At 60.0% G+C, this 24,164-nt stretch carries 27 protein-coding genes; 13 read left to right on the top strand and 14 right to left on the bottom strand.

The window, feature by feature from the left end; translation table 11 throughout:
* Nucleotides 1-127: 127 nt before the first annotated feature.
* The 4 genes from hisA to hisB are packed head-to-tail and all read right to left on the bottom strand — an operon-like array spanning nt 128 to nt 2,603.
* A complete protein-coding gene (gene hisA / locus OHD58_RS04805) occupies nt 128-853 on the bottom strand; it encodes a 1-(5-phosphoribosyl)-5-[(5-phosphoribosylamino)methylideneamino]imidazole-4-carboxamide isomerase (RefSeq protein ID WP_263801920.1) in 726 nt (241 codons plus the stop codon).
* A complete protein-coding gene (gene hisH, locus OHD58_RS04800) occupies nt 850-1,500 on the bottom strand; it encodes an imidazole glycerol phosphate synthase subunit HisH (protein ID WP_263801919.1) in 651 nt (216 codons plus the stop codon). The genes hisA and hisH overlap by 4 nt, the downstream gene beginning before the upstream one ends.
* A gap of 1 nt (nt 1,501) precedes the next feature.
* Nucleotides 1,502-1,984: a DUF2628 domain-containing protein gene (locus tag OHD58_RS04795; protein ID WP_263801918.1), complete on the bottom strand. Its 483-nt coding sequence runs from the start codon at nt 1,982-1,984 to the stop codon at nt 1,502-1,504.
* Between the two features lie 7 nt (nt 1,985-1,991).
* Entirely contained in the window at nt 1,992-2,603 is a 612-nt protein-coding gene (gene hisB, locus OHD58_RS04790) for an imidazoleglycerol-phosphate dehydratase HisB (protein WP_263801917.1), read from the bottom strand.
* A 187-nt stretch (nt 2,604-2,790) separates the two neighbouring features.
* Between hisB and hslV the strand changes: the two genes are divergently transcribed.
* The 5 genes from hslV to OHD58_RS04765 all read left to right on the top strand — a co-directional run bounded on the left by hslV (nt 2,791) and on the right by OHD58_RS04765 (nt 6,886).
* Nucleotides 2,791-3,339, top strand: a complete 549-nt coding sequence (hslV, locus tag OHD58_RS04785) for an ATP-dependent protease subunit HslV (RefSeq protein WP_263801916.1) — start codon at nt 2,791-2,793, stop codon at nt 3,337-3,339.
* Nucleotides 3,329-3,838, top strand: coding sequence for a GNAT family N-acetyltransferase (locus OHD58_RS04780; RefSeq protein ID WP_263801915.1), 510 nt, complete (start codon nt 3,329-3,331; stop codon nt 3,836-3,838). Before hslV ends, OHD58_RS04780 begins: the two co-directional genes overlap by 11 nt.
* Nucleotides 3,839-3,841: 3 nt before the next feature.
* Nucleotides 3,842-4,444 carry a DUF2585 domain-containing protein gene (locus OHD58_RS04775; RefSeq protein ID WP_263801914.1) on the top strand — a complete coding sequence of 201 codons (603 nt, stop codon included), beginning with the start codon at nt 3,842-3,844 and terminating at the stop codon, nt 4,442-4,444.
* Nucleotides 4,445-4,446: 2 nt separating this feature from the next.
* Nucleotides 4,447-5,760: an ATP-dependent protease ATPase subunit HslU gene (gene hslU, locus OHD58_RS04770; protein ID WP_263801913.1), complete on the top strand. Its 1,314-nt coding sequence runs from the start codon at nt 4,447-4,449 to the stop codon at nt 5,758-5,760.
* A gap of 166 nt (nt 5,761-5,926) precedes the next feature.
* Complete coding sequence (locus OHD58_RS04765; protein ID WP_263801912.1) at nt 5,927-6,886, top strand: DUF1402 family protein; 960 nt, start codon at nt 5,927-5,929, stop codon at nt 6,884-6,886.
* Here OHD58_RS04765 and OHD58_RS04760 read toward each other — a convergent pair.
* Genes OHD58_RS04760 through OHD58_RS04745 form a run of 4 tightly spaced genes read right to left on the bottom strand, consistent with a single transcriptional unit; the run spans nt 6,883 to nt 9,654 of the window.
* Nucleotides 6,883-7,257, bottom strand: a complete 375-nt coding sequence (locus OHD58_RS04760) for a helix-turn-helix domain-containing protein (protein ID WP_263801911.1) — start codon at nt 7,255-7,257, stop codon at nt 6,883-6,885. The two genes, OHD58_RS04765 and OHD58_RS04760, sit on opposite strands and share 4 nt — an antisense overlap.
* The gene (locus tag OHD58_RS04755; protein WP_263801910.1) at nt 7,254-7,802 is read right to left on the bottom strand and encodes a Smr/MutS family protein; all 549 of its coding nucleotides are present in this window, start codon (nt 7,800-7,802) and stop codon (nt 7,254-7,256) included. Before OHD58_RS04755 ends, OHD58_RS04760 begins: the two co-directional genes overlap by 4 nt.
* The gene (locus OHD58_RS04750) at nt 7,799-8,905 is read right to left on the bottom strand and encodes a murein transglycosylase A (RefSeq protein ID WP_263801909.1); all 1,107 of its coding nucleotides are present in this window, start codon (nt 8,903-8,905) and stop codon (nt 7,799-7,801) included. The genes OHD58_RS04755 and OHD58_RS04750 overlap by 4 nt, the downstream gene beginning before the upstream one ends.
* Before the next feature lie 44 nt (nt 8,906-8,949).
* On the bottom strand, nt 8,950-9,654 hold the full coding sequence (locus OHD58_RS04745; RefSeq protein ID WP_263801908.1) for a Tim44/TimA family putative adaptor protein: 705 nt from the start codon (nt 9,652-9,654) through the stop codon (nt 8,950-8,952).
* A gap of 264 nt (nt 9,655-9,918) precedes the next feature.
* Between OHD58_RS04745 and OHD58_RS04740 the strand changes: the two genes are divergently transcribed.
* Nucleotides 9,919-10,356 (top strand): FxsA family protein, encoded by a 438-nt coding sequence (locus OHD58_RS04740; RefSeq protein WP_412177159.1) that lies wholly within the window; start codon nt 9,919-9,921, stop codon nt 10,354-10,356.
* A gap of 112 nt (nt 10,357-10,468) precedes the next feature.
* Nucleotides 10,469-10,966, top strand: coding sequence for a protein-export chaperone SecB (secB, locus tag OHD58_RS04735; protein ID WP_263801907.1), 498 nt, complete (start codon nt 10,469-10,471; stop codon nt 10,964-10,966).
* 72 nt (nt 10,967-11,038) lie between these two features.
* On the opposite strand, the gene dnaQ is transcribed toward secB, so the two are convergent.
* Genes dnaQ through OHD58_RS04710 form a run of 5 tightly spaced genes read right to left on the bottom strand, consistent with a single transcriptional unit; the run spans nt 11,039 to nt 14,680 of the window.
* Nucleotides 11,039-11,743, bottom strand: coding sequence for a DNA polymerase III subunit epsilon (dnaQ, locus tag OHD58_RS04730; RefSeq protein WP_263801906.1), 705 nt, complete (start codon nt 11,741-11,743; stop codon nt 11,039-11,041).
* Between the two features lie 51 nt (nt 11,744-11,794).
* On the bottom strand, nt 11,795-12,400 hold the full coding sequence (gene coaE / locus OHD58_RS04725) for a dephospho-CoA kinase (protein ID WP_263801905.1): 606 nt from the start codon (nt 12,398-12,400) through the stop codon (nt 11,795-11,797).
* Entirely contained in the window at nt 12,397-13,239 is an 843-nt protein-coding gene (locus tag OHD58_RS04720; RefSeq protein ID WP_263801904.1) for a shikimate dehydrogenase, read from the bottom strand. Before OHD58_RS04720 ends, coaE begins: the two co-directional genes overlap by 4 nt.
* The gene (locus OHD58_RS04715; RefSeq protein WP_263801903.1) at nt 13,232-13,831 is read right to left on the bottom strand and encodes a Maf-like protein; all 600 of its coding nucleotides are present in this window, start codon (nt 13,829-13,831) and stop codon (nt 13,232-13,234) included. The genes OHD58_RS04720 and OHD58_RS04715 overlap by 8 nt, the downstream gene beginning before the upstream one ends.
* A 27-nt stretch (nt 13,832-13,858) precedes the next feature.
* Complete coding sequence (locus OHD58_RS04710) at nt 13,859-14,680, bottom strand: pyruvate, water dikinase regulatory protein (protein ID WP_263801902.1); 822 nt, start codon at nt 14,678-14,680, stop codon at nt 13,859-13,861.
* 397 nt (nt 14,681-15,077) lie between these two features.
* On the opposite strand from OHD58_RS04710, the gene hemE reads away from it, so the two are divergent.
* The 3 genes from hemE to rho all read left to right on the top strand — a co-directional run bounded on the left by hemE (nt 15,078) and on the right by rho (nt 18,074).
* Complete coding sequence (hemE, locus tag OHD58_RS04705; RefSeq protein WP_263801901.1) at nt 15,078-16,112, top strand: uroporphyrinogen decarboxylase; 1,035 nt, start codon at nt 15,078-15,080, stop codon at nt 16,110-16,112.
* Entirely contained in the window at nt 16,109-16,648 is a 540-nt protein-coding gene (gene hemJ, locus OHD58_RS04700) for a protoporphyrinogen oxidase HemJ (protein WP_263801900.1), read from the top strand. Before hemE ends, hemJ begins: the two co-directional genes overlap by 4 nt.
* Before the next feature lie 160 nt (nt 16,649-16,808).
* The gene (gene rho / locus OHD58_RS04695) at nt 16,809-18,074 is read left to right on the top strand and encodes a transcription termination factor Rho (protein WP_263801899.1); all 1,266 of its coding nucleotides are present in this window, start codon (nt 16,809-16,811) and stop codon (nt 18,072-18,074) included.
* A gap of 13 nt (nt 18,075-18,087) precedes the next feature.
* Here rho and OHD58_RS04690 read toward each other — a convergent pair whose 3' ends face one another.
* Nucleotides 18,088-20,100, bottom strand: a complete 2,013-nt coding sequence (locus tag OHD58_RS04690) for a thioredoxin domain-containing protein (protein WP_263801898.1) — start codon at nt 20,098-20,100, stop codon at nt 18,088-18,090.
* A gap of 60 nt (nt 20,101-20,160) precedes the next feature.
* Between OHD58_RS04690 and mnmE the strand changes: the two genes are divergently transcribed.
* From mnmE to rsmG, 3 genes are all read left to right on the top strand, one after another.
* A complete protein-coding gene (mnmE, locus tag OHD58_RS04685; protein ID WP_263801897.1) occupies nt 20,161-21,477 on the top strand; it encodes a tRNA uridine-5-carboxymethylaminomethyl(34) synthesis GTPase MnmE in 1,317 nt (438 codons plus the stop codon).
* A 166-nt stretch (nt 21,478-21,643) separates the two neighbouring features.
* Entirely contained in the window at nt 21,644-23,518 is a 1,875-nt protein-coding gene (gene mnmG, locus OHD58_RS04680; protein ID WP_263802697.1) for a tRNA uridine-5-carboxymethylaminomethyl(34) synthesis enzyme MnmG, read from the top strand.
* The gene (rsmG, locus tag OHD58_RS04675; RefSeq protein WP_263801896.1) at nt 23,515-24,147 is read left to right on the top strand and encodes a 16S rRNA (guanine(527)-N(7))-methyltransferase RsmG; all 633 of its coding nucleotides are present in this window, start codon (nt 23,515-23,517) and stop codon (nt 24,145-24,147) included. The genes mnmG and rsmG overlap by 4 nt, the downstream gene beginning before the upstream one ends.
* Nucleotides 24,148-24,164 lie beyond the last annotated feature (17 nt).

Below are 24,164 nucleotides of genomic sequence, written 5' to 3'. Positions count from 1 at the left end.
GCCCAACGCCGACCGGGAACCCCCAATCCATTTATCCAGTTATATAGTCTGGAAAACCAGAAAAGTCAAAGAAATAGATCTTGACTTTCAATTACATAGCGAATTCGGCTAAGTGATTCTATCGATTCTACTTTTTCAGGATCGCCAAGGCCTCGTGCGGGTCGATGCGACCGTCATAAAGTGCCCGCCCGGAAATCGCACCCTCCAGCTTTTTCGCGTCGGGCATTGTCATGCGGACAACATCGGCGATCGACGCCAGCCCGCCTGAAGCAATGACCGGAATCGTCACCGCCTCGGCGAGATCGATGGTCGATTCCCAGTTGATGCCGGCCAGAACGCCGTCGCGATCGATGTCGGTATAAACGATGGCGGCAACGCCGGCGCCCTCGAACTTTTTCGCCAGCTCGATGACACCGAGTTTCGAGGCTTTCGCCCAGCCTTCAACCGCAACCTTGCCGCCCTTGGCATCGATGCCGACGGCCACCTTTCCCGGAAACTTCCGGCAGGCCTCCTTCACCAGATCGGGGTCCTTCACCGCGACAGTCCCCAGGATGACGCGGGCGAGCCCCTTTTCCAGCCAGGCCTCGATGTGCGCGAGAGTGCGGATGCCGCCGCCAAGCTGCACCGGATTTTTGGTCGCCCTGAGGATTGCCTCGACAGCGCTGCCATTGACACTCTCCCCGGCAAATGCGCCGTTCAAATCGACCACATGCAGCCACTCGAAGCCTTGGCCTTCAAAGGCTTTCGCCTGCGCGGCCGGATCCGCGTTGTAGATCGTCGCCTGGTCCATGTCGCCGAGCTTCAGGCGCACGCATTGGCCGTCCTTGAGGTCTATGGCCGGGAACAGGATCATGGCTTCCACCTCAGGAAATTTGCGATCAATGCCAGGCCGAGTGCCTGGCTTTTTTCGGGGTGGAACTGGGTGCCCGCAAGGTTGTCCCGGGCCACCACCGCCGTCACCGGGCCGCCATAGTCGGTCACTGCCACCACTTCATCGGCATTGGTCGCCTCGAGATGATAGGAATGGACGAAATAGGCGTGCAGCCCGTTTGGCCCGGTCGGAATGCCGGTAAACAGCGGATGGTCGCGCTGGAGCTTCAGCGTGTTCCAGCCGATCTGCGGAATCTTGAGGGCCGGGTCGGCAGGCGCGATCTCCTTGACGTCACCGTCGATCCAGCCAAAGCCCCGCGTAACGGTTTTCTCCAGGCCACGCTCCGACATCAGCTGCATGCCGACGCAGATGCCGAGGAATGGCCGCGCCTTGGCGACCGCAACCTCTTCGACCGCCTCCCACATGCCGTCGACGGCGCGCAGGCCGGCAGCACAATCGGCATAGGCGCCGACACCCGGCAGCACGATGCGATCGGCGCTCCGCACCCGTTCCGCATCGGCGGTCAGGTCGATCTCAGCGGCAATGCCGCCTTCGCGCGCGGCGCGCTCGAAAGCCTTGGTCGCCGAGCGCAAATTGCCCGAGCCGTAGTCGATGATTGCAACCCGCATTTCAGGATTTACCGGGGTTGAGGAGCAAGCCGAGCATCGGGCCTGAGTCTGCCCTGCGCGACGCGTCGGGCGCCGGCGAAAAATCCGGGCGTCCGAATTCGGGTTCTTCCGGCAAGGCTCCTGCCTTGATCAGCCAGCGCATTTCAGCGTCGTCCTGGCTGTCCGCCACAACCACGCCGAGTTCACGCCAGCCGCGGCGGCGCAGTGCCGCGATGCGCAATGCCGCTCCTTCGAGCCCGGCATAAATCGAAACCAGCAAAGACAGCAGCGGCGCGGCCATGCCGAATCCGCCAACATTTCCGAGTGCCGTCAGGGCCAATGTCGTAGCAATTGCCAGTGCGGCCTCAATCCACAAGCGGTGCCACAGCAGCCAGACCGCCGGCAGGAAGAAGGCTATGTAGGCAAAACCGTCACGGACGAACACCGCGGCCTCGGCATCCGCGCCGGCATTGCCCTCAGGCTGCATCACGACATAACTGGCCATTACAGCGTCACCCGTTCAGTGTGCCCTTGGTCGAGGGGACCACGCCCGCCTGACGCGGATCATGCTCGGTGGCTGCGCGCAGCACCCGTGCCACGGCCTTGAAGCACGTCTCGGCAATATGGTGATTGTTGGCGCCGTAGTGGTTGGTCACATGCAAGGTGATGCCGGCGTTCTGCGCCAGTGCCTGGAAGAACTCGCGCACAAGTTCGGTATCGAAAGTGCCGACCTTGGGTGCCGAGAACCCGACGTTCCAGACCAGGAACGGGCGGCCCGAAACATCGATCGCGGCGCGCGTCAGCGTTTCATCCATGGCGAGGTCGAGCGATGCATAGCGGGCGATGCCGCGACGGTCGCCAAGCGCCTTTGAAATCGCCTGGCCGATGGCAATGCCGGTGTCTTCCACCGTGTGATGATCGTCTATGTGAAGATCGCCCTTGGCCTTGACCGTTATGTCGATCAGCGAATGGCGTGAAAGCTGCTCCAGCATATGGTCGAAAAAGCCGACGCCGGTCGAAATATCGAAGCTGCCCGAGCCGTCGATATCGACGGACACCGAAATCTCGGTCTCCTTGGTCTTGCGGCTGACGCTCGCGGCGCGTTTTTCCTTGCCGGATGCCATCGATCATTTCTCCGAAACGAATTGCAGAAGCGGCTGCCTTCTATCAGCATGGCGCGGCGAATTCCAGTTGGCCGACGGCTTGGCGGCCGACATGGTTTGCAAACGTTTCGGCCATGCATACATATGGCCGGACCCTCACTCGTAACGGGCGATTGCCATAAGGGATCGCGCGACATCGGAGCCATATATGTCGAATGATTTGAGCATGCACGCCACGACCATCGTGACGGTGCGCAAGGGCGGCAAGGTCGTGATCGCCGGCGACGGCCAGGTCAGCCTCGGCCAGACCGTCATGAAGGGAAATGCCAAGAAGGTCCGGCGCCTCGGCAAGGGCAATGTGATCGCGGGCTTTGCCGGCGCAACGGCAGACGCCTTCACCCTGCTTGAGCGCCTCGAGGCAAAGCTCGAGCAATATCCGGACCAGCTGACGCGTGCCTGCGTCGAGTTAGCCAAGGACTGGCGCACCGACCGTTATCTGCGCCGCCTCGAAGCAATGATGCTGGTCGCCGACAAGAATGTTTCGCTGGCGCTCACCGGCACCGGCGACGTGCTCGAGCCGGAGCATGGCGTCATGGCGATCGGCTCGGGCGGCAATTATGCGCTGGCGGCGGCACGCGCGCTGATGGATACCGACAACGACGCGGAAGAGATCGCCCGCAAGGCCATGCAGATTGCGGCCGACATCTGCGTCTACACCAACCACAACGTCGTTGTCGAAACCATCGATGCCGCGTGACGCAGCGCCTCGCTACGATTTCCGCTCGGTAACAGTGGACGACCTGCCGATGCTGGCCCGATGGCTTGCCGAGCCGCACCTCGCCGAGTGGTGGGGCGACCCGCAGGAGTCTCTGGCCGAGATCCGGGAAGCCATGGATTCCGTCGAGACCGAGCCGCTGATCGTCGAGCTGGGCGGGCGTCCGATCGCCTACATCCAGAGCTACGACCCGCATCTGGAAGACGGCCATCCCTATCAGGATCAGCCGTACGGCACCTTGGGCATCGATGTTTCGATCGGCGATCCGGCCCTCGTCGGCATAGGGCACGGCTCGGCGATTATCCGCCAGTTCGTCGACACGCTGTTCGCCGAGGGCACGCCTCGCGTGGTCATCGATCCCGATCCAGCCAACATCCGCGCCATCCGGGCATACGAAAAGGCCGGGTTTCGGGCTTTCGATACCCGCACCTCGGTGTATGGTCCTGCCCTGATGATGGCGCGGGAAGCCGGAGAGGACTGACCCATGAGCACGTCCGGTGGCGGAAAAAACGGATCGACGTTCGCGGACGCCTGGCGGATCGGGCTGCTGGTCTCGATCGGGCTGATCGTGTTCCAGGCCGGCATTCTCTACGGCATGGGCCGCACGCCGATCTGCGAGTGCGGCTACGTCAAACTGTGGCACGGCGTCGTCCAGAGCTCGGAGAATTCCCAGCACATCGCGGACTGGTATACCTTTTCCCACATCATCCACGGCTTCCTGTTCTATGCGCTGACCTGGTTCCTTTTCCCGCGCATGTCGCCGTGGCTGCGGCTGATACCGGCGATCCTGATCGAAGGCGCGTGGGAAATCCTGGAAAACAGCGATTTCATCATCAACCGCTATCGGGAGGGAACGATCTCGCTGGACTATTACGGCGACAGCATCGTCAATTCGGTGGCCGACACGCTGGCCATGGTGCTGGGCTTTGTGATGGCCGCGAGGCTTCCTATATGGATGATCGTTGTCCTCGCCCTCATCTTCGAGTTCGGCGTGGGCTATCTCATCCGGGACAATCTGACGCTCAACGTGATCATGCTGCTGCATCCGTTTGAGTCCATCAGGCAGTGGCAAAGTGGATTACAGTAGATATGAGCACCTTCTCTCCCCGCGAAATCGTTTCAGAACTCGATCGCCACATCATTGGCCAGCAGGACGCCAAGCGCGCCGTGGCCATCGCGCTGCGCAACCGGTGGCGCCGGCAGCAGCTCGAAGGCGACATGCGCGAAGAGGTCATGCCGAAGAACATCCTGATGATCGGACCCACCGGCGTCGGCAAGACCGAGATATCGCGCCGGCTGGCGCGGCTGGCCGGAGCGCCCTTCATCAAGGTCGAGGCGACCAAATTCACGGAGGTCGGCTATGTCGGCCGCGACGTCGAACAGATCATCCGCGACCTGGTCGAGGTCGCCATCGGACTGGTCCGTGAAAAGATGCGCGAAGACGTCAAGGCGCGCGCGCACATAAACGCGGAAGAGCGCGTTCTCGAGGCATTGGTCGGCAAGACGGCAAGCCCGGCAACGCGCGACAGCTTCCGCAAGAAGCTGCGCGATGGCGAACTGGACGACAAGGAAATCGAGGTCGAAGTGACCGACACCGGCACCGGCGGCATGCCCGGCTTCGAGATTCCGGGAATGCCTGGCGCCAATATCGGTGTGCTGAACATCAACGACATGCTGTCGAAGGCGATGGGCGGCAAACAGACCAAGACGCGCAAGACCACGGTCAAGGAATCCTACGCACTGCTGATCGGCGACGAGTCCGACAAGCTGCTCGATCAGGACGAGGTGGTTCGCAAGGCACTCGAGGCGACCGAAAACGACGGCATCGTCTTCCTCGACGAGATCGACAAGATCGCCAACCGCGAAGGCGGCATGGGGGCTGGCGTCTCCCGCGAAGGCGTGCAGCGCGATCTGTTGCCGCTGGTCGAAGGCACCACGGTCGCGACCAAGTACGGACCGATCAAGACCGACCATATCCTTTTCATCGCGTCGGGCGCATTCCATGTTTCCAAGCCGTCGGACCTGCTGCCTGAATTGCAGGGCCGCTTGCCGATCCGCGTCGAACTCAGGGCTCTGGAAAAGAACGATTTCGTCCGCATCCTGACCGAGACCGAAGCCAGCCTGATCAAGCAGTACATCGCCTTGATGAAAACCGAGGGGGTCGATCTCAGCTTCTCGGACGATGCCATCGATTCGCTCGCCGGCATCGCGGTCGATCTCAATGCGAGTGTCGAGAACATCGGCGCCAGGCGGCTTCAGACGGTGATGGAGCGCGTGCTGGACGATATTTCGTTCAACGCCCCCGACAAATCGGGCACCTCCGTTGCGATCGATGCCGCCTATGTCGAGAAACATGTCGGCGACCTGTCGCGGAACACGGATTTGTCGCGTTTCATCCTTTAGCGAAGCGGCATCGGATCTGCTCCGATGCCGGGCTGCGGGTTGCCCGGTCTTGGCCGGGCAACTATTCCCTCGACTTGCTTGCTGGCGTTACCTAATTTGCGCGGTTAATACCTTCTGGGTGTGCATGATCTTGGCGGATCAAGCATGGGCAACGGTGCGGCGGCGCATGAAACGATCCTTTCTTCTTCTATCCTGCCTTTTCCTGGCGATGGGTTTTGCCCACGCGCAGGCCGCCACGTTGGTGCCGCCGGGAAACCATTACCCGGATCAGCCCGATGTTCCCGGTGCTTCGGCCAAGCGGACAAAGGCCAACAACACGACTTATGAAGCCAAATACCGCAAGGTTTATGCGCTGCTGAAGAACGACCGGAAGCTTCGCTCGAAGATCAGGGAAGCCGCCGCCGCCTACGGCATCGACCCGATGCACATCGTCGGTGCGATCGTCGGCGAGCACACCTACAACGTCGATGCGTATGACAGGCTGCAGACTTATTATGTGAAGGCCGTCGCCTACCTCAGCAACCGGCTCACCTTCAGCTATGAAGGCGAGGATATCTCGGATTTCGTCGCACGGCCGGAATTCGCCAGATGCAGCGGTGCGAACGGCAGCTACGATCTCTGGACTTGCCGCGAATCCGTTTGGAACGCTTCATTTCGCGGCAGGCAGGTCGGGGGCACAAGTTTCCCGAACGATCGCTTCAGCGCGACCTTCTTCCAGCCGCTTTATGCCGGACAGACCTTCGGCATCGGTCAGCTCAACCCGCTGACGGCGCTGCAGATGAGCGATATCGTCAGCCGGGTTTCCGGACTGCCCAGGCTTGACGCGAAAAATCCTCACCGGGTCTACGAGACCATCATGGATCCCGACCTGACGCTGCCCTATGTGGCTGCGACGTTGAAAAAGTCGATCGATTCCTACCGGAGCATTGCCGGTTTCGATATCTCGCAAAATCCCGGGATCACCGCGACGCTGTACAATGTCGGAAATCCGGAAGCGCGTGCCTACGCGCTCAAGGCGGAAAACGAGAAGCGCCAAAGCGAAGGTGTGGAGCCAAAACTTCCCGAAGAAAACTACTACGGCTGGCTGGTGAACGAAAAACTGCCCGAGCTTCGGGCGCTGTTCTAAGCTTGTTTCGTCCTTTCAAGCGCGGCATCGAGCTGAAACATCAGACCGTCGATATCTTTTTCGTCGAGCTGTGAAATGTCCTTCGACAGGCGATTGGCCAATTCCGTCGCCCGCGGCGAAAGGCCGGACGTATCGATCACCACGCGCGGATGGGAGGTCTCGGCAAGCCGCTGGAGTTCCTCCGCATCGTCCCAGATGATGTTGAAGTAGCCGATCATCTTCTGCACCATCGCCCAGGTGGGAATGCCGCGACGGCCATGTTCCAGCGCGGAAAGATATGCCGCGCTGATGCCGAGTGCACCGGCCATCTGTTTCTGGGAAACGCCTTTGGCGCGGCGAAGCTCACGCAGTTTCAGGCCGAATGGCGTCATGTCCGGTCGCCGTTTCGCCGGCGCAGCCGGACATAGATGGCGCCGCCACCGCCGTGATGGCGCGCCGCACCGTCATGGCTGCTCACCAGGCCACGGAAGGACGGCGTTGCCAGCCATTCGGGCACGGCGCGTCGCAACACGCCGTCGCTGCCGAACGACGAACCCTTGCCGGTGATGATCAGGACGTAGCGCATGCCTTCGGCATAAGCGCGATGCAGGAAGGAGAGCAGCAGGGCATGCGCCTCGCTTTGCGTCATCCCGTGCAGATCGACCCTGCCTTCGATCGGCAACCGGCCTTTCGAGAGCTTGTTGCGGGTGGGAGCATCGAAGGGGTGCAGTCGTGATTTTTCCTTAACTGGCTGTTTAACCGAGGTCGCCGCGACGATCGCCTCGGCGGCAAAAATCTGCTCCATCGCAGCCCGATCCGAGGGCTCGGGCTCCGACATGAGGACAACTTTGCTGCCTCTCAGCGGCTTTGCCGTCTTGGCGACCCTGTTCCAGAGAATGCGGTCCTCGTCGCTGAGCTTTTTCTCCCGACCGTTCATCGGGGCACGCCGGACAAGAGTACCTTTGGCACAAGTGCATAAAAATCTGCCGGATGCCGGATAACGCCGGCGATTTCGCCAGCCGCGAAGCCTGATCCCGCGAAGAGATCGCCCCGCGCCGGACCGGTTATCGCCGAGCCGGTATCCTGGGCGATCATCAGTCGGCGGAACGGCTTTCCGTCAAATGCCGTCAGCGTCGGCGCATCGATGAAAAATGGCGTACCGAAGGTATGAAGGAGCCGGTCCACCGCAATCGAGCGGCCGGGCGACAGCGGCACCTTTGCCGCCGCCACAGGACCGAGTTCCGGATCGTCGACCGGCGCCTCGCGGAAGAAGATAAACGAACGATTCTGCCAGAGAATTTCGGCAATCCGGGCGGGATTTTCGCGAAACCAGGCTCGAATCGACTGCATGGTCACGTCTTTTTGCGAAATCTCGCCAAGGTTGACCAGCTTATGACCTGGTCCCGAGAAACGATGGCCGGACTTGGCGGCATAGGTAACCCGCTTCAACCTGCCGTCGGTCATGGTCAACCGGGCAGCGCCCTGGACATGGACGAAGAAAACATCCACCGGATCTTCCAGCCAGGCGATCTCCAGGTTTTTGCCGGCCAGCGCGCCCTGTTCGATGGCCGCGCGGTCAAAATATTCGACGATTCCCGCAGCGGTCTCTCGGCCGAACGCAAGGTAAGGGTCCATGCCGGCCGGCCTGTTGCCGTCGTCGATATCCACCAGGTCGGCCGGTCGCGAAAAGAGCGGATAGCGGAAGCGATCGGTCTTTTGTGGCGAAGCTTCGACCTCCGGCTCATAGAAGCCGGTTACAAAGCCTCTTTCGCCGCTGTCGGGGATCACCCTATGAGGCGAGAAATGACGCTCGAAGAAGGTTCGCGCACCCGCTTGGGTTTCCGGGTCTATCGCGCGTGCCTCTTCGTAAGCCTCGGAAAACAATGCAAAATCAATGCCTAACGCGCCGGTCCGGTAAGGCTTGCCGAGAGCGTGAACTGCTGACTTTTGGAAAGCGATGAATGCTTCCTCGAGCGCATCCTCCCGCCAATTGGGAAGCTCAGCCCAGGAAACTTCGCGGAAGGATTGAGACAACGACACCTGACCGAGCCCTTCTGAAAGCGCCTCCGCGATCTCAGTTGGCGTCAGTCTTCGGCTTCGGTTGCCACCAGCTTCCAGTTCGGGTCGCGCGACCGCGTATCGCGCGCGAAGGTCCAGACATCCTTCACTTCGGCAACGGTTTCCGGATCGCCATCGACGACTTCGCCGGCGCTGTTGCGCGTGGCCGAAATCAGCTCGCTGACGATGCGGAGCGTGACGTGGGCCTCGCCACCCTTCATCTCAGCCGAAACGATGTCCGCCTTGTCGATGCCAACGAACGAGGACTGGATCTTCTCCGAACGGCCTTCGCGTTCGGCGATGGCTGCCACGAAGCCGTCATAGACTTCGCGTGACAGGAGGTTTTTCAGCGTCTTGCGATCGCCGTCGGCATAAGCCATCACGATCATTTCATAGGCCATCTTGGCGCCGTCCACGAAGGACTTCGGTTCGAACGAAGCGTCGGCATCCTTGATGGCGCGCAGGCCCTTGTTCAGATCGGTATCGGGTTTGGCAAAGGCGTCGATCGCCTTGTAGGTCTCGTCGGCTTCGCCGTTCGCCCGCTTGCGAGGCAACGAGACGACGTTCTCCGACGCCCCGGCCACTTCCTTGTCGCGTTTGCGGCCGGCCGTATACGGATCGAATGGCGGGCGCTCATTCCCCGTTCGACGTCCAAGCACGTTGCGGAGCTGGAAAAAGATAACCACCGCTGCAACGAGGAAAAAAATGGTGCCGAAATCGAAGAATTCCATGTCTTCCGCCAATCGATCCCTTGTTTGCCGCACCGCGGGCCCGCGCCGCGCCGCCAATCAGCGTTCGCATCGCACAATTCTCAATCAATGCATATAGAACGCATACGGCTATCATTCAAATCAAAGGCATGAATGCCTATTTAATGTGCCCGTCGGCATGATAACGCTTGCGTAAATCTGTTCCCAACAAAAAGAAACGAGACATTGTTTCCCTTCTCGCTCCTTCTCCTGGCACTGCCGCTGATCGAAATCGCGGTCTTCGTTTTGGTCGGCAGCCAGATCGGCGTCCTGCCTACGATCGGCCTGGTGGTGCTGAGCGGCATCGCCGGCGGGATTCTGCTGCGTGTCCAGGGATTTGGAATTCTGTCGAGGATCCGTCAACAGGTCGAAGCCGGTCGCGACCCCGGACGTGAGCTCGCGCACGGCGTGATGATCCTCCTGGCAGCCATCCTGCTTCTTATACCCGGCTTCGTCACAGACATTCTGGGAATCCTGCTGTTCATCCCGCCGATCCGCGACCTGGGCTGGTATCTTGTTCGCGATCGCATCCAGATTGTTGGCGGCTTCGGGAGGGGCTTCGGGCAATCGCCGAGGCCCGATGGCCGCGGAGACGGGAAAACGATCGATCTCGATGAAGGCGAATATTCCAAGGAACAGGACAAAGCCTCCCCCTGGCGCCGTCTGGACAAAGACGAACCGTAGACCAGCGTCGACGATAAAATCCCGGACAGCGAAACTTGTCACGGTCTGTTCCCCATGCTAGCCAACGCGCGATTTATGTGCCGTTTGACGGCTGAACGAGAGGATTTGGCTGATGGCCACAAAAGAAAACGCCCCGTCAGGCGCCGCGCAGGCCGGCAACGGTGCACAGCCGACGCTGAATGTGCTGGCCCAATACGTAAAGGACCTGTCCTTCGAGAGCCCCGGTGCGCCCAATTCCTTGCGCGGCCGCGAACAGGCGCCGGCCATCAGCATCAACGTCAACGTCAACGCCAATCCGCTTTCGGACAAGGAATTCGACGTCAACCTGACGCTGAGCGCCAAGGCCGCCTTCGAAAAGGACGTGCTGTTCAATGTGGAACTCGTCTATGGCGGCGTCTTCCGTATCGAGGGTTTTCCGCAGGAGCACATGCTGCCGGTGCTGTTCATCGAATGCCCGCGGCTGCTTTTCCCGTTCGCACGCCAGATCATCGCCGAGGCGACCCGCAACGGCGGTTTCCCGCCGCTGATGCTCGATCCGATCGATTTTGCGCAGATGTTCCAGCAGAAGATTGCCGAGGACCAGGCAAAAGCCAAAGTCCAAGTCAGCTGATTTCATCGGCATGACAGATCAAAAACCCGGCTCTCCAGCCGGGTTTTCAAATTTCAGCCATGCATCAACAGGTCAGGCCGAGCCGACGCGGTTCCAGATCGCTTTTTCGCCGATCTCGGCGATCATCGCGGCATGCGCCGCGAGTTCGTCGGACGTCAACCGCGGCGACAACGGACGCGGGCGCGCTTCGATAATGATCGCCACGCCCTCCACCTGCACCGCACCCGGAGCCGGCTCGACGATGATTTCGAGGCCGAGCGCGGCCTGCTTGCCGCCGACGAGCTCGATATAGACCTCGGCGAGAAGCTCGGAGTCCAGCAGAGCGCCGTGCTTGGTGCGGCGGCTGTTGTCGATGCCGTAGCGCCGGCAAAGGGCGTCGAGCGAATTCGGGCCCATGGGATGCTTGCGCCGGGCCAGCATGAGCGTGTCCACGACACGGCCGGGCTCGACCGACAGATGCCCGAGCCGAGCCAGTTCGGCGTTCACGAAGGCAACGTCGAAGCCCGCATTGTGCGCGACAAGTTTCGCACCGTCGATGAACTCCAGAAAATCGGCCGAGATCTCGCCGAAGGTCGGCTGTCCCACCAGCTGAGCCTCGCTGATGCCATGCACCGCGAGTGCTTCGGCGTGAATGCCGCGGCCCTGCGGGTTGATGAAGCGGTGGAAGGTACGGCCGGTCGGGAAACGGTTGACCAGTTCCACGCCACCGATCTCGATGATGCGGTCTTCACGGGCGTCGAGGCCCGTTGTTTCCGTATCAAAGATGATTTCCCGCATCGAATCACTCCGTGTCCCGGAGAATGCACCGCGGGGCAATGATGCGGCAACCTAAGGGGCGGTGTTTTGCTCTGCTTTCGAGGTCAGCGTGTCGATAATCCGGCGCACCTCCCGTCGCGCGACGGCCATGCCTTTTCCTGTGTCGATGATGAAATCGGCCTGGCGTCGCTTTTCGGCGTCGGGCACCTGGTTCGCCAGGATCGCCGCGAATTTCGCGGCTGTCATGCCCGGCCTGGCAAGCACCCGTGCGCGCTGGGTATCCGCGGGCGCCGTGACGACAACGACCTTGTCGACGCGGTTCCTGCCGCCGGTTTCGAAGAGCAGCGGAATGTCGAGAACGACCAGCGGCGACCCGCGACCGCGATTGTCTTCGACAAAGGCATTGGCATCCGCCCTCACCAGGGGATGGACGATCTGCTCGAGGCGCTTTATCGCCGACGGGTTGCCCAGCACCGTGGACGACAATCTCGCGCGATCGACGGCGCCGTCGACTGTCGTGCCCGGAAATGCCGCCTCGACCAGGGGGGTCGCCGCACCCGCGTAGAGGCGGTGCACGGCCGCGTCCGAATCATGCACCGGCACACCGGCCTCAACGAACATCTTTGCAGTCGTCGACTTTCCCATGCCGATGGAACCGGTGAGGCCGAGAACGATCAAGCCCGCGTCTCCAGATCGGCGACGATGATGCTCCGCAATTCCGGCATCACCGTCGGACGAATTCCGAACCAGCGCTCGAACCCCGGCACCGCCTGATGAAGCAGCATGCCGAGACCATCCACCGTCTTCAAACCACGCGCGGCCGCGGCGGCAAGCAACGGCGTCTGCAAGGGCACATAGACAATGTCGGTAACGATGGCATGTTCAGGCAGATTTTCCAGGTTCGGCACCGTGGCATCTTCACCGTGCATGCCGAGCGACGTCGTGTTGACGAGCAAGTCCGCATCGGGAAGCAGGTCGGCCAGAGCGTCCCATGGGTGTCCGGTCACGCCGCCACGAAAGCGGTACGACAGGTCCCTGGCGCGCTCCACCGTCCGGTTGACGATGCGAACATCCGCAATGCCGCGTTGCTGCAAGGCAAAGACCACGGCGCGCGCGGCACCGCCTGCCCCCAGCACAACCGCCGAGCGGCTCTTTGCCCAACAGGAGACTTTCTCGTCCAGGTTGGCGGCGAAGCCGTAGGCGTCGGTATTGCCTCCATGAAGAGCACCCTCTTGCCGCCAGAGGGTGTTGACGGCCCCGATCAGTTCGGCGGCTTCATCGCGTTGAGCAACCAGTGCGAATGCAGCTTCCTTGTGAGGGATGGTGACGTTGCCGCCCACAAATCCCCGTTCGGGAAAGCTGGCCAGGAAGTTTGGCAAGTAACCGGGCGCGACATCCTGGGCTGTATAGGAGCCGGCGACGCCGAACTGCTGCAGCCAGTGGCTGTGGATCATCGGCGACCGGGAATGCGCCACGGGATGGCCGCACACAAAGGCCTTTCTGCCACCCTCAGCCATCGATCGCTCCCCGCTGCCGCAGCGCCGCGAGCAAGGGGATCAGCGGCAGTCCGACGATGGTGAAATAGTCGCCGTCGATCTTTTCGAACAGCTGGATGCCTTCACCCTCGATCTGATAGGCGCCGACACTCGACAGTGCCTTATCGCCGACCTGCGAAAGGTGGCGGTCGATGAAAGCAGGGTCGAGGTGGCGCATCGTCAACCGTGCGGTCCCGACGTGGCGCCACAATGTTTCACCATCCCGTACCAGCACCACCGCGCTGTTCAGATGATGGGTCTTGCCTGAAAGTTTGAGCAAATGCCTGCGGGCAGCTTCCATGTCGGCTGGCTTGTGGAAGATCGTATCGCCCAGCGACAAGGTCTGGTCGGAACCTATGATGAGCGCACCTGGATTTCTCTCGCTCACATCGAGCGCCTTTGCCTCGGCAAGCACCAGCGCGACATCTTCAGGTGTTGCGCCTGTTCTCTCCAGCGTCGCTTCGACGGCACGTTCGTCGATCGAAGCAGGGATTGCCTCGAAATCGATGCCGGCGTTTTCCAGCAGCTTCTTGCGGAAAGGACTGCCGGAGGCAAGAATGATGCGTTCGGTCATGGCTTTGCTTTCGACACTGGCGCCGGATTATCGCGCCTTGCCACGCAGCGCAACAATGGCGGCGGCCGTCTCCTCGATCGACCGGCGGCTTACGTCGATCATCGGCCAGCCGTGGCGTGCGCAGATCTGCCGCGCGTAGGCAAGTTCCTCGGCAATGTTCGCCCTGTCGACGTAGCCCTGTGAATGATAATCCGAACTCGTGCCCAGAACGCGATTTTGGCGGACATGCGATATCCTCTCCGCCGAGGCGATCAATCCGACGATCAACGGCTTCCTTGCGGTGGCCAGGCTCTCGGGCATGGGCACGCCGAGAACGATCGGAATGTTGGCGGTCTTGATGCCGCGGTTGGCGAGATAGATGCTGGTCGGCGTCTTGGAAGTCCGGGAAATGCCTATGAGGATGATGTCCGCATCGTTCATGTCGGCGGGCAACTGGCCATCATCGTGCTCCATCGTGAAATTCAATGCGTCGATGCGGCGGAAATATTCCGCGTCGAGAACATGCTGGGCGCCGACGCGCCGGCCGGCCGGAGTACCGAGATAGGATTGGAACACGGCAAGCACCGGTTCGAGCACCGACACGCAAGGCAGACCCATCGCGGTGCTGCGTTCATCGATCAGTTGGGCAAGCTTCTGGTCAACCACCGTGTAGAGAATGATACCCGGCTCCTGGTCGATGTCGTCGAAAACCTTCATCAGCTGCTTTTCGGTGCGGATCAAAGGATAAATGTGCTCGATGGCACGGGCATCCTTGTACTGAGCCGATGCAGCGCGACCGGCGGCGAGCAAGGTCTCCCCGGTGGCGTCGGAAATCAGGTGGAGATGAAAGAAGCTCTGGGGTTTGTTCACACCTTGGATTCCCGGTTGTGGTGGAATGTGGATAACATCCGCCGTTCGGCGCCGTGTCCGTCGGGGACTGTATCAGAACGGGTTTTGTCCACAATTCGAGCCGCGGTGAAGTCTCCGGCAGTGCTGTGGAGAACAATGGAGGTTCCGATTTTCAGCCACAGGGCCGGGCTTGGGAAGGCCGCCCTAGAGGATTTCAACATATTGATTCTAAAGTAGAAAAAGTGAACTTCCCCACTGTTAACATATCCTCGATGGCCGGCATGCGTCATTTGGCATGATCGGGTTTTTCCGGCTGATGTGAAAAACAGAGAATTCCCGATTCCAACAGACTCTTAGAATCAGAAGACTCATATCTATAGATATTTTATTTAGTTCATTCGGAGAGAACCGAGGCGGTATGGCAATGAAGCGGGTGATGGTCGACGTCCTCAAAGGGCAAAGCGTTTTCCCGCCGCCGGTCTGGATGATGCGCCAGGCAGGCCGATATCTTCCCGAATATCGCGAAGTCCGGCAGCGCGCGGGCAGCTTCCTGGATCTCTGCTATAATCCGGATCTTGCCGTCGAAGTGACTTTGCAGCCGATACGCCGTTTCGGCTTCGATGCGTCGATCCTGTTTTCGGATATCCTTGTCGTGCCTCACGCGCTTGGCCGCGATGTTCGTTTCGAGGAAGGGCGCGGCCCGCTGATGACGCCGATCGGCGCCGGGGAAATTGCGGGCATCGATGGCGAATTGTTTCACGTGCATCTCGCGCCGGTCTATGAGACGGTCCGGCGTCTGCGCAACGAATTGCCGGCCGAAGTCACGCTGATCGGCTTTTGCGGGGCTCCCTGGACTGTTGCAACCTATATGATTGCCGGCCATGGGACCCCCGACCAGGCGCCGGCGCGCTTGTTTGCATTCAGGCATCCGGAGAAATTGGCCGCGTTGCTCGACCTCCTGGCCGAATTCTCAGCGGCCTATTTGATCCGGCAGATCGAAGCCGGCGCGGATGTGGTTCAGATCTTTGATTCCTGGTCAGGCGTGCTCGATGAGGCCTCATTCGAAGCGCACTGTGTTCGCCCTGTCCAAAAGATCGTCGGGCTGGTGCGAGCGGTTTACCCGGATGTCCCGATCATTGGATTTCCGAAGGGAGCAGGTACCCGCTACGATGTCTATAGGGCAAAAACCGGGGTTACCGGACTGGGGCTGGATTGGACCGTTCCACTCAGCCAGGCAGCACGCCTGCAGAGCGACGGTGCGATACAGGGAAACCTCGATCCGTTGCGGGTTGTCGCCGGTGGACGGGCGCTGCAGGAGGGCGTCGAGCGCATTCTTGGAGCATTGGGAGGAGGTCCGCTGATTTTCAATCTCGGCCATGGCATCACGCCAGAGGCTCCGATCGCTCATGTTGAAGCCATGCTGCAATATGTGAGAGGCTCGGAAGGGCTATGACTGGAATTGATAAAGCGCGAGCCAGCGGTGCGAAGGCGATGCAGAGGGCCGCTATCGCGGTTGTGATCTTCGTCCTTGGCGCCGCGGCGCTCTTCTATTGGGATCCGGACGGGTTTTATCCCTGGGCCAAGGCGATCCACGTCATCGCAGTCATCTCGTGGATGGCGGGGATGCTCTATCTGCCGCGGCTGTTCGTCTATCATGTGGAGGCGGAAAAGGGTTCCGTTCAATCGGAGACTTTCAAGGTGATGGAGCGCCGGCTGCTGCGCGCGATCATCAATCCGGCAATGATGGTGACCTGGATCGTCGGCCTCTGGCTTGCTTGGAAAGGTTTTCAGTTTAGCGGCGGATGGCTGCATTTGAAGATCGCGCTGGTGGTCGGATTGTCGGCGACCCATGGTTATTTTGCACGGGCGGTGCGGATGTTTGCCGAGGATCGCAACGAAAAGCCGGCACGCCACTGGCGGATGATGAATGAAGTTCCTACATTGCTGATGATCGCGATTGTCATCCTGGTGATCGTCAAGCCTTTCTGAGCTTCGATCTGAAAATGCTGCCTTGCTCTTTGCCGGGGTCGGCGATAAAAGACAGCTCCCTCCCCGCCCACGCGCGCTCCCATTTTTGCTTTCTCGGCCGCGTCCGGTGCACATCGCGTACCGTCGATATTTTCCCTTACCCAATCCAGAGTCCGCACCCATGCAGGAAATGAAACTACAAGAGCTCAAGAGCAAGAAGCCGCCTGAACTCATCGCCTATGCCGAGACGCTCGAAGTCGAAAACGCCAGCGTCTTGCGCAAGCAGGAATTGATGTTCGCGATTCTGAAGAAGCTGGCGTCGCAGGACGTCGAGATCATCGGCGAAGGGGTGGTGGAAGTGCTCCAGGACGGCTTCGGCTTCCTGAGGTCGGCGAACGCGAATTACCTGCCAGGTCCGGACGATATCTACATCTCACCGTCCCAGATTCGGCGTTTCTCGCTGAAGACCGGCGATACGGTCGAGGGACCTATCCGCAGCCCGAAGGAAGGCGAGCGTTATTTCGCGTTGCTCAAGGTCAACACGATCAATTTCGAGGATCCGGAAAAAATCCGGCACAAGATCCACTTTGACAATCTGACGCCGCTCTATCCGAACGACCGGCTGAAGATGGAAGTCGACAATCCGACGACCAAGGACCTCTCTGCCCGGGTGATCGACCTGGTGGCGCCGCTGGGCAAGGGCCAGCGCGGTTTGATCGTCGCGCCGCCGCGCACGGGTAAAACCGTGCTGCTGCAGAACATCGCCCATTCGATCACGTCCAACCACCCTGAATGCTATCTGATCGTTCTTCTGATCGACGAGCGTCCGGAAGAAGTGACCGACATGCAACGGTCGGTGAAGGGTGAGGTCGTCTCGTCTACCTTCGACGAGCCGGCGACGCGTCACGTCCAGGTCGCCGAAATGGTCATCGAGAAGGCGAAACGTCTCGTCGAGCATGGCCGCGACGTGGTCATCCTGCTCGATTCGATCACGCGGCTTGGCCGCGCCTACAACACCGTCGTTCCCTCATCGGGCAAGGTGCTGACCGGCGGTGTGGACGCCAATGCGCTGCAGCGGCCGAAGCGCTTCTTCGGTGCTGCCCGCAACATCGAAGAAGGCGGGTCGCTGACCATCATAGCGACCGCGCTCATTGATACCGGCAGCCGAATGGACGAAGTGATCTTCGAAGAGTTCAAGGGCACGGGCAATTCGGAAATCGTGCTCGACCGTAAGGTGGCCGACAAGCGCATCTTCCCGTCGATGGATATTCTGAAGTCCGGCACGCGCAAGGAAGACCTGTTGATCGCACGTCAGGATCTTCAGAAGATCTTCGTGCTGCGGCGCATTCTGGCCCCGATGGGGACGACGGATGCGATCGAGTTCCTGATCGACAAGCTGAAGCAGACGAAAACCAATTCGGATTTCTTCGACTCGATGAACACCTGACGCCCCGACCGGGTTAGGCTGGCTTCCGTCGCAGGACATTTTCCAGCTCTGCTGGATCGGTGATCACCGGCAGGCAGATTTGTCCGGTGCACAACCATGCACCCGGCTTGGATGTGTCCGGCAGGATGCCGCCGGGAAGATTGAAGCCCGACGTCTCGCCGAGACGAACCACAATGTCGACGCGGCGTGGGTCGGGATTTCGATTCGTCACCGGAACGAAGAGCGGATTGTCCGTATCCTCGACCAGAATCAGTTTGATTGGTTCCAACACCAGCGTGCAGGCATTGAAGATGCCGGCCTGGCCGTGATGCTGGTTGATGGTGCGCCCAAATGCGGCTTCCGCTACGGACCAGGTTTTCTGCTGGAGTTCGTGATCGCCGGAAAGGCTTGCTGCCCGGCTCATGGCGACAATGATCTGGCTCGTCGCGGATGGGATCGCCTCGTCGACATCGCCACGGATACGAACCGGGACGTCATGGCAATCTGAAGCGGTCAGGAAGTAACCTGTCGCGCGCTCGTCGATGTATCGTTCGTCAAGCTCCCTCAACAGGATGAAGGCCTGGTCGCGGTATTCCTCGCTACCGGTGGCTTCGAACAGCGATATCGCAGCATTCGTCATGGCCGCGTAATCGCTCGACATTCCTGGAAAACTGCGCCGGTTTCCCAATATCGAGTGTGGAAGCCGTCCGTCCTGCGACTTCGATTCGATTACGAAACGATAGGCCGCTTCAGCCGCCTCGATCCAGTCGCCGCGATTGAAGAGCCTGCCGGCTTCGGCAACTGCCGCGATAGCGAGGCCATTCCAGTCAACCAGGACCTTGTCGTCCCTGCCGGGGCGAATCCGCTGTTCGCGCGCGGCGAGCAGTCTGCTCCGCAGGTCCGCCATGGCCTTATCGTCTTGCGTGGTCTGTGCCGTCCTGTGAATGACCGGCTTGCCCTCCCAGCTTTCCGGCTTGGCGAGGCTGTATTCCGCGAGAAACTGCACCGCCTGATCACCCAGGACCTGGTCGATCTCGTCCCTGCTCCACGTATAGAAAAGGCCTTCTTCGCCTTCGCTGTCGGCATCGAGGCTGGAAGCAAAGCCGCCGCCGTCCAAGCGCATCTCGCGCAGCAGCCATTCTATGGTTTCTTCGATTCGGACCTGAAACAAATAATCGCGCGTTTCCGCATATGCCCAGTTTGCAAGGCGGATCAGCTGGGCGTTGTCATAGAGCATCTTTTCGAAATGCGGGATCAGCCAGAGTGAATCTGTGGAGTAGCGGCTCAAACCTCCGCCGATGTGATCGTATATGCCGCCGTTCAGCATGTGCCTCAGGCTGTCGAGAACCGCGTCTCGGTGGGTTGTATTGCCGGTGGTCAGCCAATTAAGCCAAATGGTTTCCATGAACGGTGCATTGGGAAATTTCGGCGCGCCCCTTAGCCCGCCCGCCTCATGGTCGACCATGCTGTAGATGCTGTCGGCGAGTGCTGTTAGGCTGGCCGGCGTCATCGGTGATGGCGGTGACGATGCGGCCAGCTGGCTGCCGACATGGTCGGTCAGGGCGGCCGCGCTTTGGTTAATGCTTTCTTTCTTTTCGCTCCACGCCTTGTGGATCGCCTCGAGCACCTGGCCGAATCCCGGGCGCCCGAACCTCGGCCGATCCGGAAAATAAGTACCGCCCCAGAAGGGCTTCGCTTCCGTTGTGAGAAACATGGTCAGGGGCCACCCCCCCTGCTCCCCCATAGCGTTAAGCGCGGCCATGTAGATCTGATCGATGTCCGGTCGTTCTTCGCGGTCAACCTTGATATTGACGTAGAGCCGGTTCATGAGAGCTGCGATTTCCGGGTTTTCGAAGCTCTCATGTGCCATTACATGGCACCAGTGACAGGCTGCGTACCCGATGGATAGCAGAATCGGTTTTCCAAGTTCGGCCGCCTCTGCAAGCGATTCTGCGGACCAGGGACGCCAGTGGACCGGATTGTTCCGATGCTGCTGTAGATAGGGGCTGGTTTCGTTGGCCAGCAGGTTTAACGGTGGCAGCGGCACAGCTACGGTTCCAATGTTAAAACGAAGGCTGAGCCTAGGTTGGTTGCCATGCAGGGGCAAATGATATTCCCGGATTCCATCTACGCGCTGTCGAGCGGGCTAGTCCCCGCCGGCGTTGCGGTCATTCGTCTTTCTGGCCAGCATACGAGAGCAGCGCTTGCTGCGATGACGGGGTCCGTGCCGGAACCGCGCATGATGCGGTTCGGAGCAATCCGTGGGCTGGATGAGCGCCTGCTAGACCAAGGGCTAACGGTTTTTTTTCCGGGGCCAGGAAGTTTTACAGGTGAGGATAGCTGTGAGTTTCACCTGCATGGCGGCCGTGCGGTGGTCGCGGCGGTGTTGGAAGCGGTGAGCACGCTTGATGGGTTCAGGCAAGCGGAAGCGGGGGAATTCAGCCGTCGAGCGTTCCTGAACGGCAAGATTGATCTGACGGGAGCGGAGGCGCTGTCCGATCTGGTTTCTTCGGAAACCGAGGCGCAACGGCGTTTTGCATTGGCCAACGCCTCGGGGGCACAGTCGAAGCTTTACAGGGGTTGGCGGCATCGCATTATCCGTGGTCGCGCAATGATCGAGGCCGAACTCGATTTCTCCGACCAGGAGGATGTGCCGGGTTCCGTCGCGAACGAGACCTGGTCCGATCTAGAGGCGCTGGCCGGAGAGATTGCACAACATATTGGCTCTTACCGGCGCGCCGAAATCATTCGCAATGGCTTCAAGGTCGTCATTCTGGGCGCCCCGAATGCCGGAAAATCCAGCTTGTTGAATGCGTTGGCTCAACGAGACGTTGCGATCGTCACCGATGAGCCGGGAACCACACGTGATCTTGTAGAGGTTACGCTGGACCTCGATGGGATCAAAACGATTATTATCGATACGGCGGGTATTCGCGAAACCACAGGAAAGGTCGAGGCGATCGGAATCGCCCGAGCACTTGAAACCGCCGAAACCGCCGACCTTCTTCTGGAATTGTTCGATCTAGCTGCCGAACGAAGTTCGTTGTCATTACAAAATGACGTTTCGCGCATCTCTATCGGGACCAAGAGTGATTTGGCGCCCCACGGTCAGGCGACGTGTGATCCCGATTTCATCATTTCAGTCACTACTGGCGAAGGCGTCTCAGAGCTTCTCTCCGAAATCCAACGGCGGGCGCTCATTGCCGCGGGCAATTTTGGAGATGTAATGCCTTCGCGCATCAGGCACCTGGAGTTGCTTGATAAATGCCTGCTCGCGCTTCGGGAAGGGATCGAGGATGGGGCCTTGGAATTGAGAGCGGAGTCCTTGCGGCACGCCAGCGAAGCCCTCGGTCGAATTGCTGGGGCTATCGGTGTCGAGGATTTGCTGGATACGATTTTCTCGTCTTTTTGCATTGGAAAGTGATTCACGTGAAACATTGCCGCCGAGTGTGATTCACGTGAAACATTCAAGCGGCGAAATCTACCGGTGTTTCACGTGAAACAATTCCTACCGGCATCTCCCCTTTCTTGACTTTATGGCCTGAAAGTCACATGTGTCGCGCTGTTTCAGCAGACTTTGGATTCTGACCATGCGAGACAGCTATGATGTCGTCGTCGTAGGAGGCGGGCACGCGGGGTGCGAAGCGGCATCTGCCGCGGCGCGAGCCGGCGCCGCTACGGCACTTTTCACCCTGAGCTTTGAAACAATTGGCGCGATGTCATGCAATCCGGCTATAGGCGGCTTGGGCAAAGGTCACCTCGTCCGTGAAGTTGATGCACTCGACGGCTTGATGGGCAAGGTGGCGGATGCTGCCGGCATTCAATTTCGCTTGCTCAATCGCCGCAAAGGCCCTGCGGTGCGCGGTCCGCGCACCCAAGCCGACCGAAAGCTCTACAAGCAAGCGATGCAGGCTGCTATCGCGGAGCAATCCAGCCTTACAGTGATCGGCGGCGAAATTGTCGATCTCGACATTCTGGATGGGATACTGAGAGGCGTTTGCCTGGCGGATGGGCGGTTTATCGCTTGCCGGGCCGTGGTTCTCACCACCGGAACCTTCCTGCGGGGGCTGATTCATATCGGCGAGCGCACGATCAGGGCCGGCCGCGTCAACGAGCTGGCAACGATGGGTCTTTCCGAGACGATGGCTCGAGCCGGTTTCCGGCTAGGCCGCCTCAAGACGGGCACACCGCCGCGACTTGATGGTCGCACGATCGACTGGGCGTCGCTTGATATGCAGGCAGCAGATGAGGACCCGGTGCCGTTCTCGCTGATGACGGATCGAATTACCAACCCGCAGATCAAATGCGGCATCACGCGGACAACCGCGTCGACCCATGCGTTGATCAAGAAGAACATCCATCGTTCCGCAATGTATTCAGGATCCATCGAGGGCGTAGGCCCGCGTTACTGTCCGTCGATTGAGGACAAGATCGTCAAGTTTGGCGATCGCGAGGGTCATCAGATATTTCTGGAGCCGGAAGGCCTCGAAGACGACACGGTCTACCCGAACGGCATCTCGACGTCGCTGCCTGAGGATGTGCAGCTCGCTATACTGAAGACCATTCCCGGCCTGGAGAAGGCTGCGATGAAACAGCCCGGCTATGCCATCGAATATGACCACATAGATCCGAGGGAACTTGATGCCACTCTGGAGACCCGGCGCGTTTCCGGGCTTTTCCTGGCAGGACAGATAAACGGCACCACCGGCTACGAAGAAGCCGCGGCGCAAGGCATCATCGCCGGCATCAATGCCGCTCGGAAAGCATCCGGCGCTGACGGCATCGTGCTTGGGCGAAGCGAGGCCTATATCGGTGTCATGCTGGACGATCTGGTGAGCCGGGGCGTGAGCGAGCCGTATCGGATGTTTACGTCGCGGGCTGAATTCCGGCTCTCCCTTCGTGCCGACAATGCCGATGAACGATTAACCCCGACGGGCATCAATCTTGGAATTGTCTCGAAGGTCCGGGCCGATCGTTTTTCCGAGGTCGGTCGGAAGCTCGACAAAGCTCGTGAAGTCGCCCGCTCGTTGACGATCACCCCCAATGAAGGGGCACGCGCTGGACTGAACGTCAACCACGATGGTGTCCGACGGTCGGCTTACGAGCTTTTGGCCTACCCCGGTGTTGACATCGCTAAGTTAACAGCACTCTGGCCGGAACTCGGTTTGTTGGACAGTAAAACGATTGAGTCTCTGGAGACCGAGGCGCGCTATTCCGTCTATCTCGACCGGCAGAAGGCGGATGTCGCGCTGATGCGCCGCGAGGAGCAGCGGCTAATTCCGAAGGATGTCGACTTCTCGGGCATTCCGGGGCTTTCTAACGAGTTGAGGCAGAAAATGCGGGATCGCCGCCCAGGCTCCGTCGCCGAGGCGCAGCGTATCGAGGGGATGACCCCGGCTGCCCTGGCGATAATCCTGGCCCAGATACGGCATGTGGAAGATGTCGAACGTCGTGGTGCGGCGTGACTGAAACGGCTTTCGAAGCGCTCCGCGGAGCTGCGGGGCCTGTTTCACGTGAAACATTCGAGCGCCTTCTGGAGTTCGAACGCAGCTTCCTGCGGTGGTCGGAACGAATAAATCTGGCGGCGCCTTCCACGCTCAAGCAAACCTGGAGCCGTCATATCCTGGATAGCGCGCAGCTCGTGCAGCTTGCACCAGTTGAAAAACGCTGGCTGGATCTCGGATCCGGCGGTGGATTTCCTGGGGGCGTCGTTGCGATTCTGCTTATGGAGCGAGATGGCGCCGGCATCGACCTTGTGGAGAGTAACCGCAAGAAGGCCGCATTCCTCCAGAGTACGCTGGGTCAACTCAAAGCACCTGCACGCGTATATCCCGACCGCATAGAAAATGTGTATGGGGCGGTGAATGTCCCAGAGATAGTCACCGCTAGGGCTCTCGCGCCGTTGCCAATCCTGCTCGGTCTCGTGGCTCCCTGGCTGGCCGGAGAAGCACGCGGACTTTTTCACAAAGGCCGGGATTACCGATCCGAGCTGAAAGAAAGCGTTCAACAGTGGAGCTTCGATCTGGTAGAACACCGAAGCATCGTTGATCCAGAAAGCGTCGTGCTCGAGATTTGGAATCTTCGGCGCCGATAGGTATCCGTGAACTCGAG

Origin of the sequence: Mesorhizobium sp. ZC-5 (assembly GCF_025753855.1) — a bacterium.
Classification (GTDB): Bacteria; Pseudomonadota; Alphaproteobacteria; order Rhizobiales; family Rhizobiaceae; genus Neomesorhizobium.
This window is presented reverse-complemented; position numbering and strand designations above follow the sequence as displayed.